Origin of the sequence: Microbulbifer guangxiensis (assembly GCF_021729075.1) — a bacterium.
GTDB lineage: Bacteria > Pseudomonadota > Gammaproteobacteria > Pseudomonadales > Cellvibrionaceae > Microbulbifer > Microbulbifer guangxiensis.
Map to the genome: position 1 here is coordinate 20,434 of NZ_JAJSAQ010000002.1, position 17,167 is coordinate 37,600.

12 protein-coding genes are annotated in these 17,167 nt (G+C 59.8%); 4 read left to right on the forward strand and 8 right to left on the reverse strand.

All coding sequences use genetic code 11. From position 1 onward, the window contains the following. Window positions 1-21: 21 nt before the first annotated feature. The 6 genes from LVD12_RS04325 to LVD12_RS04350 form a co-directional block, all read right to left on the reverse strand. Complete coding sequence (locus LVD12_RS04325; protein ID WP_237065938.1) at window positions 22-480, reverse strand: MaoC family dehydratase; 459 nt, start codon at window positions 478-480, stop codon at window positions 22-24. 96 nt (window positions 481-576) lie between these two features. Beyond that, the gene (locus LVD12_RS04330; protein WP_237065940.1) at window positions 577-1,362 is read right to left on the reverse strand and encodes an SDR family NAD(P)-dependent oxidoreductase; all 786 of its coding nucleotides are present in this window, start codon (window positions 1,360-1,362) and stop codon (window positions 577-579) included. Window position 1,363: 1 nt separating this feature from the next. Continuing rightward, complete coding sequence (locus tag LVD12_RS04335) at window positions 1,364-2,140, reverse strand: SDR family oxidoreductase (protein ID WP_237065942.1); 777 nt, start codon at window positions 2,138-2,140, stop codon at window positions 1,364-1,366. Window positions 2,141-2,193: 53 nt separating this feature from the next. Next, window positions 2,194-3,252: a phosphotransferase gene (locus LVD12_RS04340; RefSeq protein ID WP_237065944.1), complete on the reverse strand. Its 1,059-nt coding sequence runs from the start codon at window positions 3,250-3,252 to the stop codon at window positions 2,194-2,196. Next, window positions 3,249-4,472 (reverse strand): acyl-CoA dehydrogenase family protein, encoded by a 1,224-nt coding sequence (locus tag LVD12_RS04345; protein WP_237065946.1) that lies wholly within the window; start codon window positions 4,470-4,472, stop codon window positions 3,249-3,251. The genes LVD12_RS04340 and LVD12_RS04345 overlap by 4 nt, the downstream gene beginning before the upstream one ends. A 74-nt stretch (window positions 4,473-4,546) precedes the next feature. After that, entirely contained in the window at window positions 4,547-5,218 is a 672-nt protein-coding gene (locus LVD12_RS04350) for a histidine phosphatase family protein (protein ID WP_237065948.1), read from the reverse strand. A 199-nt stretch (window positions 5,219-5,417) separates the two neighbouring features. Here LVD12_RS04350 and LVD12_RS04355 point away from each other — a divergent pair, with 199 nt between their 5' ends. The 3 genes from LVD12_RS04355 to LVD12_RS04365 all read left to right on the forward strand — a co-directional run bounded on the left by LVD12_RS04355 (window position 5,418) and on the right by LVD12_RS04365 (window position 9,491). Beyond that, window positions 5,418-6,320, forward strand: a complete 903-nt coding sequence (locus LVD12_RS04355) for a LysR family transcriptional regulator (protein ID WP_237065950.1) — start codon at window positions 5,418-5,420, stop codon at window positions 6,318-6,320. A gap of 147 nt (window positions 6,321-6,467) precedes the next feature. Next, window positions 6,468-8,498, forward strand: a complete 2,031-nt coding sequence (locus tag LVD12_RS04360) for an NADPH-dependent 2,4-dienoyl-CoA reductase (RefSeq protein WP_237065952.1) — start codon at window positions 6,468-6,470, stop codon at window positions 8,496-8,498. Between the two features lie 444 nt (window positions 8,499-8,942). Next, the gene (locus LVD12_RS04365; RefSeq protein ID WP_237065954.1) at window positions 8,943-9,491 is read left to right on the forward strand and encodes a histidine phosphatase family protein; all 549 of its coding nucleotides are present in this window, start codon (window positions 8,943-8,945) and stop codon (window positions 9,489-9,491) included. A 41-nt stretch (window positions 9,492-9,532) separates the two neighbouring features. Here LVD12_RS04365 and pepN read toward each other — a convergent pair whose 3' ends face one another. Both pepN and ggt read right to left on the reverse strand, forming a co-directional pair. Further along, window positions 9,533-12,169 (reverse strand): aminopeptidase N, encoded by a 2,637-nt coding sequence (gene pepN, locus LVD12_RS04370; protein ID WP_237065955.1) that lies wholly within the window; start codon window positions 12,167-12,169, stop codon window positions 9,533-9,535. An 89-nt stretch (window positions 12,170-12,258) separates the two neighbouring features. After that, complete coding sequence (gene ggt, locus LVD12_RS04375; protein ID WP_237065956.1) at window positions 12,259-13,995, reverse strand: gamma-glutamyltransferase; 1,737 nt, start codon at window positions 13,993-13,995, stop codon at window positions 12,259-12,261. Window positions 13,996-14,136: 141 nt separating this feature from the next. Here ggt and LVD12_RS04380 point away from each other — a divergent pair, with 141 nt between their 5' ends. Then, window positions 14,137-17,157, forward strand: a complete 3,021-nt coding sequence (locus tag LVD12_RS04380; protein ID WP_237065957.1) for an intermembrane phospholipid transport protein YdbH family protein — start codon at window positions 14,137-14,139, stop codon at window positions 17,155-17,157. Window positions 17,158-17,167 lie beyond the last annotated feature (10 nt).

A 17,167-nucleotide genomic window follows, 5' to 3' on the forward strand; every position in this document is an offset into this window, starting at 1 on the left:
CAATCTGCTCCCGCCACGGGTTCAGACAAACTGCATGATCAACCACTCTGCGATCAGGGCGGGCTTATGACCGCCCTCGATTTCCATGGTCATCTGTAAGGTGACCAGGTACTGATCGGGGCTTTTTTCCAATATATCCAGCACCCTTGCCACCACCCGAACACGGCTATTGACCTTGACCGGCGAAACAAAGCGGACCCGGTCGAGGCCGTAATTCATGGCCATGTGGGTCCCCTCAATAGCAATCCCCAGTTGCTCCGCGAAATGAGAAAGCAGCGACAGGGTCAGAAACCCGTGTGCCACCGTGCTGCCCAGGGGAGTCTGGCTCGCCGCCCTCGGATCCACGTGAATGAATTGATGGTCGAGCGTGCAATCCGCAAAAGCATCAATGCGCGCCTGGTCGATTTCGAACCATTCGGTCGGTTCCAACTCGGCACCGATATAGTCCGCCACTTTATCCCGTGGAATCAGCATCGACATATTCCATCCTCTTTCCGTGGATTCTCCTGATCGTTCCTGTTTATAGCCCTTTTTCCGGCTATACGAGTCTCGGACCAATGAGATCAGGCGAGACTGTCAATAAGCGGACACGCCGCCATCTACCGCCAGGGCCTGACCGGTGACATAGGTCATCGCTGGCGACAGCAACATCAGCATCGCAGCAACCACCTCGTTCGGTTCAGCCAGCCGTTTCATGGGACAGCCCGCCGCCAGAAAAGCCTGAAATTCCCTGGCACTCACCCCCTCCGGGGTTTCAATACCGGTCACCATCGGGGTCAGGGTAAAGAAGGGGCAGATGGCATTGACCCGGACCCCATATCCCGCCGACTCGATGGCTGCCGTCTTCGTCAGCCCGATGACCGCATGCTTGGCAGCCGCATAGGAGGCAATTTTGGGAGCACCACCAAGACCGGCCATGGAGGACACATTGAGGATGACGCCGCTCCTGGCCGCCTTCATGACTGGCAACTGGTGACGGAGACCGAAGAAGACGCCTTTCTGGTTGATGCTGTATTGCCGGTCCAGTTCCGCTTCGTCGGTTTCCTCCAGCGACATCATCGGCGGAGCGACACCGGCATTGTTGACCGCGATATCGAGGTGGCCAAACTGCTTCCGGGCCAGCTCCACCAGCTCGCGGCTATCCTTCTCCGAGGCAACGTCACAGTACCGCGTTACCACCTCGACACCTTCTCCCCCCAGCTCGTCTGCCAGCTGGTCCAGTGCCGTCGTATTCACATCCCCGAGCACCAGCCGCGCGCCGCGCTTGCCGAGTTCCCGTGCCAGTGCGGCGCCAAGTCCGCTGGCGGCACCGGTGAGCAGGGCCACCCTGCCGCTGAAGTCGAGCATCGGATCCATGGTCATCTCAGATTCCTCCGCAGGCCGTCATGCCACCATCCACCACCACGCACTCACCGGTGGTGTAGCTGGAGGCATCCGACACCAGGTAAAGCACGGTTCCGGCCATTTCTTCCGGCTCGGCGTGACGATGCATGGGAATATGATCGATCGCCGTCTTGTAAATCCCTTCGTCCGCAAACAGTGCTCCGGCAAAGTTGGTGCGGGTCAATCCCGGCAACAACGCGTTGACGCGAATATTGAACGGCGCACACTCCTTGGCAAACGCCTTGGTCATATTGACCACGGCGGCTTTGGTAATGGAGTAGATACCCTGTCCCACGCCCGGCTGCAGTGCGTTGATAGACGCGGTATTAACGATGCAGCCACCGCCCTGCTCGCGCATCAGTTTGCCGGCCTCCACGGACATGTAAAAGTAACCACGGATATTCACATCCACGGTTTTTTCGAAAGCGCCGAGATCGGTATCGAGGATGTGGCCGAAATAGGGGTTGGTGGCCGCGTTGTTGACGAGGATATCGAGACGACCGTAGTGCTCACGGATATGGCCGAACGCTTTACCGATATCCTCCATGTTGCCAATATGGCAGGCCAGTGGCTCGGCCTTGCCCCCGGCGTCCACGATGGTATCGGCTACCGCCTTGCATCCCTCGAGCTTGCGGCTGGACACGATGACCTGTGCCCCCTGCTCGGCCAGCAATCGCGCGATGCCTGCACCAATGCCGCGGCTGGCACCGGTAACCAGTGCCACCTTTCCTGTCAGGTTAAAAAGTTCTGTCGCCATGAATTCCTCTCATTATTTCAATTATTTTTGCAGCGTGGATATGAACAGCGCCGTCAGTATTCTTTTTCAATCACATCCAGGGCGAAACGGGCCACCGGGTCCACCAGCGCACCCAGCTTGGCCGCACTGCGGCTGGAGGCATTGCCATCCCGCGCCCGCTTGGCCACGCCCTGGATAATGGCCGCAAGCCGGAAGAAACTGAAAGCCAGGTAAAAGGCCCAGTTATCGATTCTTTCAATTCCGGACCGGGCACAGTAGCGGGCGATGTATTCCCTCTCAGACGGAATACACAGGCTCTTCCTGTCCACCCCCATCAGGCCCGCCATCTTGTCGCCACTCTTCGGCATCCGCAGTTGCATACACTGATAGGCGAGATCCGCAAACGGGTGCCCCAGCGTCGACAACTCCCAGTCCAGCAGGGCAATGGCCCGTGGTTCTTCAGGATGGAATACCATGTTATCGAGTCGGTAATCGCCATGGACCAGGGCGACGCGACCGTCGTCCTCCGGCAGGTGCTGGCCGAGCCAGTGGATCAGCTCGTCCATCGGTGCGATCGTCTCCAGCTCGCTGGCCCGGTACTGTCCGCTCCAGCGCTCATACTGACGCTCGAAATAGTTGCCCGGCTTGCCGTAATCAGAGAGCCCAATACGATCCACATCGACACTGTGTAGCGCGGCCAGCACCCGGTTCATCTCATCGTAGATGGCGGCGCGCTGCTGGTTGCCCACCTCCGGCAGCGAGGCATCCCAGAAAATACGTCCTTCGCAGTACTCCATCACATAGAACAGGGATCCAAGCACGTCGCGGTCTTCACACAGGTGTATTACTCCCGGTACCGGGACCTCGGAATCGGCGAGCGCACGCATTACACGGAATTCCCGGTCAACCGCATGCGCAGACTTGAGCAATTTACCCGGTGGTTGCCGACGCAACACATAAATACCGGAAGCAGTCTCCAGCCTGAAAGTGGGATTGGACTGGCCACCGGAAAACTTGCTGACATTAAGCGGACCACGGAACCCGGGTATCGCCTGTTCCAAATAGGGCACCAGTCTGTCCAGGGGCAACTGTTCCACCGTTTCACCCTGAGCCCTGATCACGTCAGTCGTCATTGCTCCTCCTTGGCCTGTGCGCTATAGCGGGCCGCCAGGTTGCGACCCAGCTGCATCATATGTACCTGGTCCGGACCATCGGCCAGGCGGATCGTGCGGGCATAAGCATATTGCTGGGCGAGACCGAAATCCTGTCCCAGCCCCGCCGCACCGTGGATCTGGATCGCCCGGTCGATCACGTTACAGGCCATCTGCGGAGCGACGATCTTGATCATGCCGATCAGATCTTTGGCTGCCTTGTTACCCAGGCGATCCATCTGGTCAGCGGCTTTCAGCGTCAGCAGGCGGGCCTGTTCGATCTCGCAGGCAGATTTCGCAATATCCTCACGCACGGAGCCCTGCTTACTCAACGGACGCCCGAACGCAATTCGTTCCTCTGAACGGCATGCCATCATTTCCAGTGCGCGCTGGGCCTGGCCAATCAGGCGCATGCAGTGATGGATGCGGCCCGGTCCGAGGCGGCCCTGGGCAATTTCAAATCCACGGCCTTCACCAAGGATCAGGTTCGCTGCCGGCACGCGGACATTGTCGAAAATAATTTCCGCATGGCCCTCCGGCGCATCGTCGTAACCGAACACGGTCATGGGCCGGATGATTTTTACCCCGGGAGTGTCGGTAGGAACGAGTATCTGTGACTGCTGGCGATAGCGGTCCGGGTTGTCTGCATCCGTCTTGCCCATCACGATCAGAACCTTGCAGCGACGGTTCAGGGCACCACTGATATAGAACTTGTGCCCGTTGATGACATAGTCATCCCCATCCCGCGTGATAGAGGTTTCAATGTTGGTGGCGTCCGAGGAGGCCACTCTGGGTTCGGTCATGGCAAAGGCGGAGCGGATCTCGCCGGCAAGCAGCGGCTTCAACCACCGCGCCTGCTGCTCGGGGCTTCCATACTGCACGAGCACTTCCATATTGCCGGTATCCGGCGCACTGCAATTGAATATCTCGGAGGCAAACAGCACACGCCCCATCTCTTCCGCCAGCGGTGCATATTCCAGGTTGGTCAGGCCGGCGCCATAGCGGGCATCCGGCAGGAACAGATTCCAGAGTTCGGCCTCCCGTGCCTTTTCTTTCAACTCCCGCATGATTGTTGGCTCGCCCCAGCGATCCTCCTGCAACTGCTGATGAAAGGTTGCCTCCGCGGGATACACGTGCTCTGCCATAAAGACGCGCAGCTGTTCCAGCAGCTGCCTGACCCTATCTGAGTATTCGAAATCCACTCCAGTCTCCCTCTCTGACGGTTATACAGCCATGCCAACTCAAACGGGCAATCTGTTCCTGGGCAGCTTGTCGGCTAGCTGTAGGTAATAAATTCCCGCCGCTCTGCGGTATCGAGATGCGGCAGGTGATTGAAGCTGTGCAGGCTGAACTCGCCAGCACTGCCGAAGAAATGGCTCACCGCTGTGTTGCGGATCTGCATATTGAGCCTGGTGACCGTTTCCGCCTCGGCACCCAGAATCTGGCGGATCATCATGGCGATGGCGCCCCCGGAACTCACCACCAAGGTCTTGCTGCCCCGGTTCGTATCAGACATGACGGACAGGGCTTCAGCGATACGCTGCTCGAAAGCCTGCCAGCTCTCCTCCGGGGCAATTTCCCCCCGCGACCAGGCCAGCATGGCGCCCTTCAGAAAGCGGTAGTAATGGGCCCGGGGGCTGCCGGCGGCGGGCACCGACTGCGGTTTGTACTGGCCAAACAGGCGGGTCAGGCCACGGAAATCAAATTCATTCAGCTGCGGGACCAGTTGCGGCGAGACTCCATCGAGTCCCATGCCCTCGCAGATCCCTTGTGCGGTCTCCCGGTGGCGGCGCAGGTCGCCGCACAGGATGCGGTCAAACTGGATTCCCTCAGCCTGCCAGTGCTCTCCCAGCCAGCGGGCCTGGCACCAGCCCACTTCCGAGAGCCGATCGTAGTCGTCCGCCCCGAACGAGGCCTGACCGTGGCGGACGGTAAAGAATTGCGTCACGCTGATTCCTCCATTGCTGACCTCAACCCTACCGATCGGCGATAGATCATCAAAGTTTATTGTGCGAATATCCAATCATTCACAGCAGTGATGTACAGCGAACTGGAAGAAGCGGTCCCGGGGCGATACCGGAGCCCCCAGAGAGCTGGTCTTTCGAGCCGGTTTCCGGGGAAATTTTTACAGCGGGGGAGGCAGCCGTTTGGCCGCGACACTACTGCAGCAGATAGACATGAACCTGTTCCTGGTGATTGATGCCATCTATCGCCAGCGCAACCTGACCCGTGCCGCCGAACAACTGCATATCACCCAGCCCGCCGTAAGTAATGCCCTCGCCAGGTTGCGGCGCACGCTCGATGACCCGCTGTTCATCCGCACCCCGACGGGGATGAGCCCCACTCCCCTGACCGAAAGCATCATGCCCCGCATCCAGCAGGCGCTGGCTCTGCTCGATGGCAGCCTGAGCACGCAGGCGTCCTTCGATCCGCTCACTGCCACCAGGACCCTGCGGCTGTCCATGAACGATATGGCGGAAACCTTGCTGTTGCCGCGCCTGCTGGAAGCACTGGAGCAGCGGGCGCCCGGCATCAGTGTTGAATCCTATTACGTGCCCCGGGATCAGCTGGCGCGGGAGCTGGCCGCAAATACGCTGGACTTCGGCCTCGACGTTCCCCTGACCACCGCCACTCAGCTGCAGCAGCAGCGGCTGCTCAACGACCGCTACCTGTGCATGGTGCGCGCCGATCACCCGCTGGCGGAGCAAGAGCGACTGACCCTCGAGCAGTACCTCGCCCTCGGCCATGTCCATGTTTCCAGCCGCCGCACCGGCCCGGGCATTGTCGATATCGCCCTCAATAAACTGGGCCGGCGCCGTTCAATCAGGCTGCGGGTGCAGCACTACCGGGTGGCGCCTCTGGTCGTCCTGCGCACCGACCTGGCCCTGACTGTGCCGGCGAGCCTCGCAAGCCAGTACTCCGCGCGCCTGTTTGAACTCCCCTTCCAGATTCCGCAGATGGACTGGCACCTGCTCTGGCACCGCAATCAGGACGGGGATCCGGCCAACCGGTGGCTTCGCGAGCTGCTACTGGAGTTGTTTGCCCGCTGAAGAGACGCGAATCGAGGCCAAAGAATTCGACCGGTATGGTCACTGCCTGCCCTTTGCGGCCCCTGCTATTCTGCGGGGCTATCGATTGCCGTTGGCCGTATAGGCCGCGGCAGGTGAACAGCGAGCAGAAGAAGAGAGACAGCCGCCATGTCCCAGCCCTACCCGAACCTCCTGGCCCCCCTGGACCTGGGTTTCACCCAGCTCAAGAACCGCGTCCTGATGGGCTCGATGCACACCAACCTGGAAGAGCATCCCGGCGGTTTCACCCGGCTGGCAGCTTTCTATGCCGAGCGCGCCCGCGGTGGGGTCGGCCTGATCGTCACCGGTGGTATCGGTCCGAATGAGGAGGGTGGTGTCTTCATGGGCTCCGCCAAAATGACGACGCCGGAGGAGGCACAGCAGCACCGGGAAATCACCGATGCCGTACACGCCGAGGGCGGCAAGATCTGTATGCAGATCCTGCATGCCGGCCGTTACGCCTACAACCCCAACCTGGTTGCACCCTCCCCCATCCAGGCGCCCATCAACCCGTTTACCCCCCGTGAACTGACCGGTGAGGAAATCGAGGGTCAGATCGACGACTACGTCCGTTGCGCAACCCTGGCCCGCGAGGCCGGCTACGACGGCGTCGAGATCATGGGTTCCGAGGGCTACTTCATCAACCAGTTCATCGTATCGCGCACCAACAAGCGCACCGATGAGTGGGGCGGCAGCTACGAGAACCGCATCCGTCTGCCTATCGAGATCGTGCGCCGTGTGCGCGAAGCTGTGGGGCCGGATTTCATCATCATCTACCGGCTGTCCATGCTCGATCTGGTCGAGGACGGCAGTACTTTTGAAGAGGTGGTTACGCTGGGCAAGGCCATCGAGAGTGCCGGCGCCAGCATCATCAATACCGGTATCGGCTGGCACGAGGCCAGAGTTCCGACCATTGCCACCAGTGTTCCGCGGGCCGCGTTCACCGCCATCACCGCAAAAGTCAGGAAACATCTCCGTGTGCCCGTTGTGACCAGTAACCGCATCAACATGCCGGAGGTGGGCGAGGAAGTGCTGGCTGCGGGACACGCGGATATGGTGTCCATGGCGCGCCCCTTCCTCGCCGATGCGGAATTCGTCAACAAGGCAGCGGAAAACCGTGCCGATGAAATCAACACCTGCATCGGCTGCAACCAGGCCTGCCTCGATCACACCTTCGAGATGAAGCTGACCTCCTGCCTGGTAAATCCACGCGCCTGTCACGAGACAGAACTGAATTACACGCCGGCTGAGGTGAAGAAGACCATTGCCGTCGTCGGCGCCGGCCCGGCGGGCCTGGCCGCCGCTACCGTCGCTGCAGAACGCGGCCACAAGGTGACCCTGTTCGAGGGTGCAGACCGGGTCGGAGGGCAGTTCAACATCGCCAAGCAAATCCCCGGCAAAGCAGAGTTCGAGGAAACCCTGCGCTACTTCCAGCGCAGACTGGAGCTCACTGCAGTCACCGTCAAGCTGAACCACCGTGTCTCGGCTGAAGAGCTGCAGGGCTTCGATGAAGTGATCCTCGCCACCGGCATCACGCCCCGTGTTCCCCCTATTCCCGGAATCGAGAATGAAAAAGTGCTGGGTTACCTGGATGTCCTGAAACACAAAAAAACGGTGGGTCAGCGCGTCGCGATCATTGGCGCCGGTGGTATCGGCTTCGATGTGGCCGAGTACCTGACCCATCACCATGAGCACCGCGGCCAGCTGCTCGCCAGTGACCGGGATGAATTTTTCCGTGAATGGGGCGTGGATATTGCACTGGAGCAACGGGCGGGGCTGCAAAAACCAGAGACAGTTTCTTCACCGCGTCAGGTCTACCTGTTGCAGCGTAAGAACAGCAAGGTGGGCGCCAGGCTCGGCAAGACCACCGGCTGGATCCACCGCACCAGCCTCAAGCACCGCCAGGTAGAGATGATCGCCGGCGTCCAGTACCAGAAGATCGACGATCGCGGCCTGCACCTGCAGGATGGTGAGGAGTCACGCCTGCTGGAAGTGGACAACATCATCATCTGTGCCGGGCAGGAGCCCGAACGCACTCTGCATGCCGAGCTGGAGAAACTCGGCATCCACTCCCACCTGATCGGTGGTGCCGACGAGGCAGCAGAACTCGACGCCAAGCGCGCCATCGACCAGGGTTCACGGCTGGCTGCCGGCCTGTAACCGGTTATCTTTCAAGACTGCCCGGGATTATCCCGGGCAGAATTTTCAGTTCCTCTCCCGTCACTCCCCTCACGTTTATCCAGGTTCCATAGGTCAAATCCCTGGGGTCTGTGCCCACTGAACTCTGGGACTTCCGCGAGGAAGAACCCGCTTTTACGCCCGGCTATACTGGTTCGGCTGCTGAAAAGCGGTTTTGCCGTTCCCACAGGCGAGATCGAGATCTTTGGCACGAGGTTCAAAGGAATAACGTGACGGAGCGAGAAAACATTACAAGCGCTCAGCACCCCGTAGGAAATTGAGGCCGGAGCCTCCCACAGGAAGTGGGCCCTGTGACAGGGCCTCTGAAAATATTTCAGTCCTGTATGCTGACAGTCTCGTGCCGGCGGAAGATCTCAACCTGGCTGTCACGGGTAGTGAAGGCCCAGACTACACAGGAAAATCGCCATGCCCCGTATTCTGTTGATTCGCCACGGCGAAGCGCTGAAGAAGCCCTCGATCAGCGATCCGGTACTGACTCCACTCGGGGAGGAACAGTCGCGCCAGTTGGCAGCGGACATGGCTGACGAAGCACCACTATCCCTGGTCAGCAGCCCCATGCAACGCGCACGGCAGACGGCAAAACCCCTGGCCGAGAGCTGGCAGCAGCAGGTGATCATCGAACCGCTGGTGACCGAGATCCCCTCGCCCCTGGACCTGCCGCTGTCCGAGCGTGGACCGTGGATCCGCGGGTTGCTGGAAAAAGAGTGGCATGAACTGGCCCCGCACCAGTTGGAGTGGCGTGCGGGGATCATGGATTTTCTCCATGAGTTGGAGGCGGACACAGCCATCTTCTGTCACTTCATGGTGATCAACTCGGTGGTTGCGTCGATCCGCCGGGACAGCCGTATCCGCCAGTTCCGGCCGGACTATACCTCGGTCACCGAACTCTCCCTCGAGGACAGTGAATTACGGCTGGTTCAGCTGGGGCGCTGCCGGGACAGCATACTCCGATAGTCCCGACCGCAAGAGCAAGCGCAATCCGCCTGCCCGCCTACTCAGTCCGTTTTGAGGCTCTTGCTGACCACCTCGTAGAGATCGGCAGATAGCTGACCGGCATCCATCACCGACTGCAGTGCGGCATGCATTTTCTCACGCGGTCCCTCGGTGTATTTCTTCCAGCGGGTAATCGGAGTGACCAGGCGTGCGGCAATCTGCGGGTTCAGCTTGTCCAGAGCAATCACCTGCTCCGCCAGGAAACGGAAGCCACTGCCATCCGCCTGGTGGAATTGTTCAAAGTTGCGATTGGCAAAAGCGCCGATCACCGAACGCACGCGGTTGGGATTGGTCAGCTCGAATGCCGGGTGCGCCATCAATGCGCGAACCGCTTCCAGTGTGCCGCGCCTCGGGCTGCTGCTCTGAACGGAGAGCCACAGCTCCACCACCTGGTCGTCCTCTTTCCAGCGCTCATAGAAATCGTGCAGGACAGTTGATGCACGCTGGTCATCACCACGGTTGACCAGCGCTGCCAGGGCAGCCGCGCTATCGGTCATGTTGGTCGCTGAGGCGAACTGGCTATCCGCGAGCTGCAGCGCCTCTTCCCGCTCGGTAATACAGAGATAGGCCAATGCCGTGTTCTTGAGGCGGCGCTCGGCAATATCGTCGGCAACCGGGCGGTAGGGCTTGTCATGATCCAGTCTCTGGTACGTTTGCAACAGCTCCTCATACAGTGCTTCGGCCAATGCACGCTCTGTAAACTTGCGCGCTGCGATGATGGCTTCCGCGTCGATGATGTCGGCCTCCTCTGCCAGCGTCTGGGCACTCGGCAATGTGAGCATCTCGGCCACCAGTGCCGGATCCAGATCTTCCTGTTGCAGAACGCTCCGATACGCTTCCAGCAGTTCCGGCTGCAACTGCAGCTCTGTTCCCGCGCGATAATCCCGCTGCAGTTGCGCCAGTGCGCCAAATGCCAGCCGCTGGCCGGCATCCCAGCGGTTAAAGGCATCGGTGTCTGCGCGCATTAGCAGCCGGAGCTGGGCCGGTGTGTAGCCGTAACGCACCTTCACAGGCGCGGAGAATCCGCGCAACAGGGACGGCAGTGGCCGCTCGGGAATATTTTCGAAGACGAATACCTGTTCTGCCGCCGTCACTTCCAGCACGGTTTCCTTCGTTCCCTCACTGTCCAGTGCCAGTTCGCTGCCATCCGCCGCCAGAAGGCCGAGCTTTAAAGGAATGTGGAACGGCAGCTTTTCTGATTGGCCTGGTGTTGCCGGGCAGGACTGGCGCACGGTGAGGGTATAGCGCTTGCCAGCGGAGTCGTAGTCGTCGTCGATCTCCAGCACCGGGGTACCCGCCTGGCTGTACCAGCGGCGGAACTGTTTCAGGTCCACGCCATTGGCGTCCTCCATGGCGGCGACGAAATCCTCACAGGTCACCGCACAGCCATCGTGGCGTTCGAAATACAGGTCACTGCCGCGCCGGAAACCCTCGCTCCCCAGCAGGGTGTGAATCATGCGCACCACCTCTGCGCCCTTTTCATAGACCGTCAGGGTATAGAAGTTGGAAATCTCCATGTAAGAATCCGGGCGCACCGGATGGGACATTGGCCCGGCATCTTCGGCGAACTGTGAAGTGCGCAGCATGGAGACATCTTCGATACGCTTCACCGCGCGGGAATTCATATCTGCGGAGAACTCCGCATCGCGGAACACGGTAAAGCCCTCTTTCAGGCTCAGCTGAAACCAGTCCCGGCAGGTCACGCGGTTACCGGACCAGTTGTGGAAATACTCGTGGGCGACGATGGACTCGATACGCTGGAATGCCGCATCGGTAGCCGTTTCCGGGCTGGCCAGCACACAGGCGGAATTGAAGATATTCAGCCCTTTGTTTTCCATTGCCCCCATATTGAAGTGGTCGACGGCAACGATCATGAAAATATCCAGGTCGTATTCCCGACCATATACCTCCTCGTCCCAGCGCATGGCGGCTTTCAGGGAGCGCATGGCATGGGCGCATTTGCCGATGTTCTTGGCTTCGGTGAAGATCTGCAGCGTCACCTCGCGCCCGCTCATGGTGGTGAAGTGATCCTCGACTTTTTCCAGCTTCCCCGCCACCAGGGCAAACAGGTAGGCGGGCTTGGCGAATGGATCCTCCCAGGTGACGAAGTGTCGATCGGCATCGACCTCACCGCGTTCGATCTCATTGCCATTGGAGAGCAGTACCGGGTAATCCTTCGACGCGACGATAGTCGTGGTAAACCGGGACATGACATCAGGCCTGTCCGGGTAGTAGGTGATCTTGCGGAATCCCTCGGCCTCGCACTGGGTGCAGTACATACCATTGGACAGGTACAGGCCTTCCAGGGAAGTGTTGCGCTCCGGATCGATCCGGTTGTGAATCTCCAGGGTGAACTCCGCGCGGTGCACAGGGATGATCAATCCCTCGGCGTGGCAGGTGTACTCTTCCTTGGAGAGGGGAACGCCGTCCATCGCCACTGAGATCAGTTCCAGATCGACTCCATCGAGCCGCAGGGGTGGCAGCCCCTCACCGGCAGCGGGATTGCGGCGAACCGCCAGGCGGGACTCCACCAGCGTGCTATTGGGTTCCAGCTCAAAGCGCAGCCGGGTGCTGTCCACCAGGTAATCGGGTTGGCGATAGTCCTTCAGGTAGACCGTACTGGGCTGGGCATCTCTCATGATTCTGACTCGCTTGCTGCAATGAACACTGCCCCGCCGGTCAGGCGGGGCCACCACTATAACGATCTGGCCGGCGCTGCCAAGGGGACTCAATAACCGGCGGCGTGTCCATCCTTGCGACTCTCGGAAGCCCCGTGATAAACACCATCGTCGGTCCGCAGGATTCCCTGGTAACCGCCGTAAGGCCCACTTTCAAACCGCACCTGGTGCCCCATCTGCACCAGTTTGCGGCGGGTTTCCATGGGAAAGCCGTCTTCCAGGCTGAGGTAACCACCCTCTGCCATGACCTCATCCGTGGGCTGGCTGGAACCGCTGTGGAGAATCCGCGGGGCATCGCCCGCCTCCTGCACATTCATGCCGAAGTCCACCATGTTGATCACGATCTGTGCATGCATCTGCGGCTGCGTAGCGCCGCCCATGACGCCGAAGCTCATGTAAGGCTGGTCATTGCGGGTGATGAACGCGGGAATGATCGTATGGAATGGTCGCTTGCCGGGCTGGTACTGGTTGAAGTGCCCTTCCCTGAGACTGAACATCTCGCCGCGATCCTGCAGGATGAAGCCAAGATCACCCGGCGTCATACCGGAGCCCATACCGCGGTAATTGCTCTGGATCAGGGAGACCATGTTGCCTTCGGCATCGGCCACGGTCAGGTAGATGGTATCGCCATGGCGCAGCGCCGGGTTGCCGGCGTCATAGCGCTTGCTGGCCCGGTCCGGGTTGATCAGTTTGCGCCGCTCGGCGGCATACTGTTTGGAAATCAGCTTCTGGACAGGAATCTCGTTGAAAGCAGGGTCGGCGTACCATTTTGCCCGGTCCTCAAAGGCCAGCTTTTTGGCCTCGGCAAACAGGTGCACATATTCGGGACTGGTACGCCCCATCGCAGCCAGATCATAACTCTCGAGGATATTGAGAATCTGCAGCGCGGCGATTCCCTGACCGTTTGGCGGCAGCTCCCACACATCATAACCCCGGTAATTGGTCGACACCGGCTCCACCCATTCGGATTGGTGGGATGCCATGTCTTCATAGGAGAGGAATCCGCCATTGGCTTTCATATAGTTGGCGATTTCCCGAGCGATATCGCCCTTGTAGAAAGCCTCCCGGCCTCCTTCGGCAATACGCTGGTAGGTTTTAGCCAGTCGCGGATTACGGAATAGTTCGCCCTCTCGCGGTGCGCGCCCCCCGGGCATGAAGGTCTCCGTAAAGCCTGGAAACTCCTGCAACCGCGGTACGGAGCGGTTCCAGTAATAGGCCACAAGCTGGGTGACCGGAAACCCAGTCTCCGCGTAGTCGATGGCGGGCTGGAGGATTTCCGACATGGGCAGCCGGCCGAATTCGCCGTGCAACTCAAACCACCCGTCGACAGCCCCGGGCACTGATACCGGCAGGGGTCCGTGGGAGGGAATGCGCTCCAGGCCATTGTCGGCAAAATAAGAGAACGGGAGCGACTTGGGTGAGCGGCCACTGGCGTTCAAGCCAAAAAGCTTCTTCTCCCTGGCATCCCAGACGATGGCAAACAGGTCGCCACCGATGCCGCAACCGGTTGGCTCCATCAGCCCCTGTGCTGCGTTGGCAGCAATTGCCGCATCCACCGCCGAGCCACCCCGCTTCAGGATATCCAGCGCGATCTGCGTCGCCAGGGGCTGACTGGTGGCGGCCATGCCATTGGTGGCAAGGACCGGTGAGCGACTGGCAAAGCCTTCGCCCACCACCCGATCGTATGCCTCGGTACCGGTAGCGAACAGCGCCAGCGGGAAAACCAGTGCCGCAACCAGTCGATTCAGGCTTCTTTTCCCATCAAAGCTTCTTATCAAGCACTCCATTAAGATTTCCTCTGTGGCCGGTTACACTGAACCGGTAACTATCACGCTGCCGGACTGCCAGGTAAATGATCGGAAGTCGGCAGGAAAAGCATTCCAGTCTCCACATATCGATGCTGGCCGCAAGCCTGACCGGAGAACTCTATGCCGAAACCGCCCCGCGCCACCATTGTCATTTTGCTGCTCATACTCGTAGCAGCATGGTGGCTGTGGCGTGACCGGGACAGGGCCGCACTGGCCCTGCTCAATGCAGCCCAGGATGCAGTCCGTGTTAAAGCATTGAGCGGTCTCAGCTTGTACGGCGGGGATATCCACATAGATCGAATCAGTCTCGTCACGCCTTCCGGCACACCTGCAGAGCTGCAGCGTCTCGTGCTGTCCCATCCACTGGGGTTCTTTGGTGCTACGAATGACAGTGAGTTGACGATCGGGGAGGCAAAACTGGAATTAGCGGAGCAGCCATCCGACACCGCTCCCGTTGCAACCCCCGACACCGGAGAAAAATCCAGCAGGACAACACCAGACAGCGACAGACGTACCCGGGATGGGGAAAGCAAGTCTGCCGAGACCGCTGATTCCCGAAGACTGCTTCTGAGTGAACTGGGTGATCAACTGGTCCGGTTGCCCGCCCGCATCGAGATTCGACAGTTGGCGTGGACCGTTGGCTCAGGCAACCGTCACGGAGCAGCGGCAAAGCTCTCAATCGAGCGAATCCCGGACACCTCCACCATCCACGGCACCTACGAGTCCATTGCATTGCGCGCTGAGGTCACAGCCATCCCGTCAACCGAACAGTGGCAGTTGCGTGGCAAGCTGAACCTGGGAGATGCACCCGCCTCGCAGGTGCTCGTAGCCTCTGCTGAAAGGAAATCCGACGACCGCTGGGAAATGGCCATTGCCACCACCGCCCAGCTGAAATGGCTGCAACGGGAAGAAACACTGCTGCCGGTCAAAGGTGCAGAGGGCGAACTGCTGTTGAAAGCCCGTGGACTCCTGCCTGACAACCTGCTGGCTTTGCCGGACTATGAGAACCTGTGGCTCGAGGTGTCCAGCCAACAGGCGATGATCGTACTCGATGACAGCTTCCTGCCACTGGCTATCAATCTGCAGACAGACACTCCGTTGGAGATGCAGGTGGCTTCACTGCGCCCGTTGCAGCTGGCACAGCTATCCGGGCAGGCTACCATCCAAGCGTCCACCACCGGCAATGGCGGCGGGCCACTGCTTTCATCCGAAATGCGCGCACAGGACACCGACGGGGAGCCGATACTGAACGCCACCGGTACCCTGCTCCCGCAACAACTCCTGCCCCTGCTGAAAGAAAAGCTGCCGGCCGCCGGTGCATTGCTCACCTCGTTCGAGAAAGCCGGAGGGGCACTCCTGTTTGAATTGAACGCGACGTTACCCTCCCCCACGCAAAAGCGGGATTCGGTCGGGACCGACACGCGGTTGATCCAGAAGGGCAACCTGACCATCAAGCCCGGCAGCATAATGACTTTCAGTATCCTGCCCGAGAAACCGGATCAGTCCTTTCTGAAAAGACTCGGCTGGCAACGGCTTGAGAGCGAGATGAAAGTGGAAGCACCGATCACTCTCTCTACCGATGGCTGGCCGCGAGACCTGAGCGTGTCTGCAAAAAAGCTAAAGGGCAGACTGCGCGACGGAAAAAAGGAAACAGAGGTCAGTTTTCATTTGATGAACAGCTCCTGCAGCCTTGCAAAGACTACCAGCTGCAGTGGATCAATCAGTGCGGTATCTCCCGCCCTGTCTGTCCGCGAACCGGCCTTCGAGGCTAAAGGACTAGAATTTTCGACCTCTCTGCAGTTGACCAGCGGAGAAGACCGGCTCCAGGCCATTGTCTCGGAGTTCGAGGCGGCAGTGCAGGAATTGAGCAGTGACACTGTCAGTGCCAGCGGGCTGCAGATCGCAGCACCAACGATACAGTGCCAGCAGATATTTACCCGGACCCACTGTGAGGCCTCACCAGAATTGACGGCCGACTCAGCAAGAATCGCTGAACCCGACATTGAAATTCACGGCAGCCTGTCCCTGGAATCTCTGAAAACTGTGATTCAGGACGGCAGGCTGGATATGCATACTCCCTATCGGGTTTCCGGAGCGCGGTTACGCTGGCAGGAGGATACTGTTGTGGAGTTCGATGGGCTGGGGACCCTGTCCATCGAGGACAGACGACTTCATGGGAAAAGCGAGCTTTCTGTCGGGGATATGCAGCTGCAGGCAGAGTGGTCTCACGACCTTGAAGCTGAGGCTGGTAGCGCTGCGCTGAAAACCGCCTCTGTCAACTTCAGTAAGGAAAAGCCCCTGAGCCACTCTGTAACCGGGCTACCCTTCGACCTGGTTGCCGGCACCCTTGCTGGCACCGCTCGACTGTCCTGGCCGACGGCCAGTAAAGATCGCATCCAGGTCACTCTCGATGGTATCGCCGGCGTTTACGACAAGAGTTTCGCAACAGGCATCGATACGACCCTGAGCCTCCGCCGCACGGACACTTTCTGGGCCACCTCTTCACCCCAACCGGTATCTGTGGCGGCTTTGGACGTTGGCATGGGCATTGCGGATCTCCGCTTCGATCTCTCTGTGACCGAGCAGCGGGATATCATCCTCTCCTCCCTGTCCGCCAGGCTACTGGGAGGCGAGGTCAGCTCGGACTCGCTGGCCTGGAACCTGGACAGCGAACCGAGACGCAGCTTGCTGACTGCCTCGGGCATTTCCCTGCGTGCCCTGGAAAAGGAAATGGAGGCAGAAAACTTTGCCGCCTCCGGTACGCTCGACCTGCAGATACCGCTTGTCACCGGCCCTGACGGAGTCACTGTGGAGGCGGGCACGGTAGAGGCGCGACCGCCGGGCGGACGGCTGCGCTACTACGGTGCCTTCTCACCACAGATGCTGGCAGGCAATCCGCAGCTCAAGATGTTATCCGGGGCACTGGAGGACTATAGTTTCCGTACGCTGGGCGGCACCCTGAACTATCCCCCGAGCGGGGACATGCGGCTGCAGTTGAAGCTGGTGGGGCGTAGCGACTCTGTGGCAAAAGATCGGGATCTCATCATCAACCTGAACCTGGAAAACAACATCCCCTCCATGCTCCGCTCACTGCAAGCGAGCAGGGACCTGAGCGAAGCACTGCAGAAAAAGCTCGAGTGACGATACGAAC

Coding starts and splice junctions, on each gene's coding strand:
- ggt (WP_237065956.1), bottom strand. CDS start 13,995: ATGGAGTGCTTGATAAGAAGCTTTGATGGGAAAAGAAGCCTGAATCGA.
- LVD12_RS04340 (WP_237065944.1), bottom strand. CDS start 3,252: ATGACGACTGACGTGATCAGGGCTCAGGGTGAAACGGTGGAACAGTTG.
- LVD12_RS04365 (WP_237065954.1), top strand. CDS start 8,943: ATGCCCCGTATTCTGTTGATTCGCCACGGCGAAGCGCTGAAGAAGCCC.
- LVD12_RS04360 (WP_237065952.1), top strand. CDS start 6,468: ATGTCCCAGCCCTACCCGAACCTCCTGGCCCCCCTGGACCTGGGTTTC.
- LVD12_RS04335 (WP_237065942.1), bottom strand. CDS start 2,140: ATGGCGACAGAACTTTTTAACCTGACAGGAAAGGTGGCACTGGTTACC.
- LVD12_RS04330 (WP_237065940.1), bottom strand. CDS start 1,362: ATGACCATGGATCCGATGCTCGACTTCAGCGGCAGGGTGGCCCTGCTC.
- pepN (WP_237065955.1), bottom strand. CDS start 12,169: ATGAGAGATGCCCAGCCCAGTACGGTCTACCTGAAGGACTATCGCCAA.
- LVD12_RS04325 (WP_237065938.1), bottom strand. CDS start 480: ATGTCGATGCTGATTCCACGGGATAAAGTGGCGGACTATATCGGTGCC.
- LVD12_RS04380 (WP_237065957.1), top strand. CDS start 14,137: ATGCCGAAACCGCCCCGCGCCACCATTGTCATTTTGCTGCTCATACTC.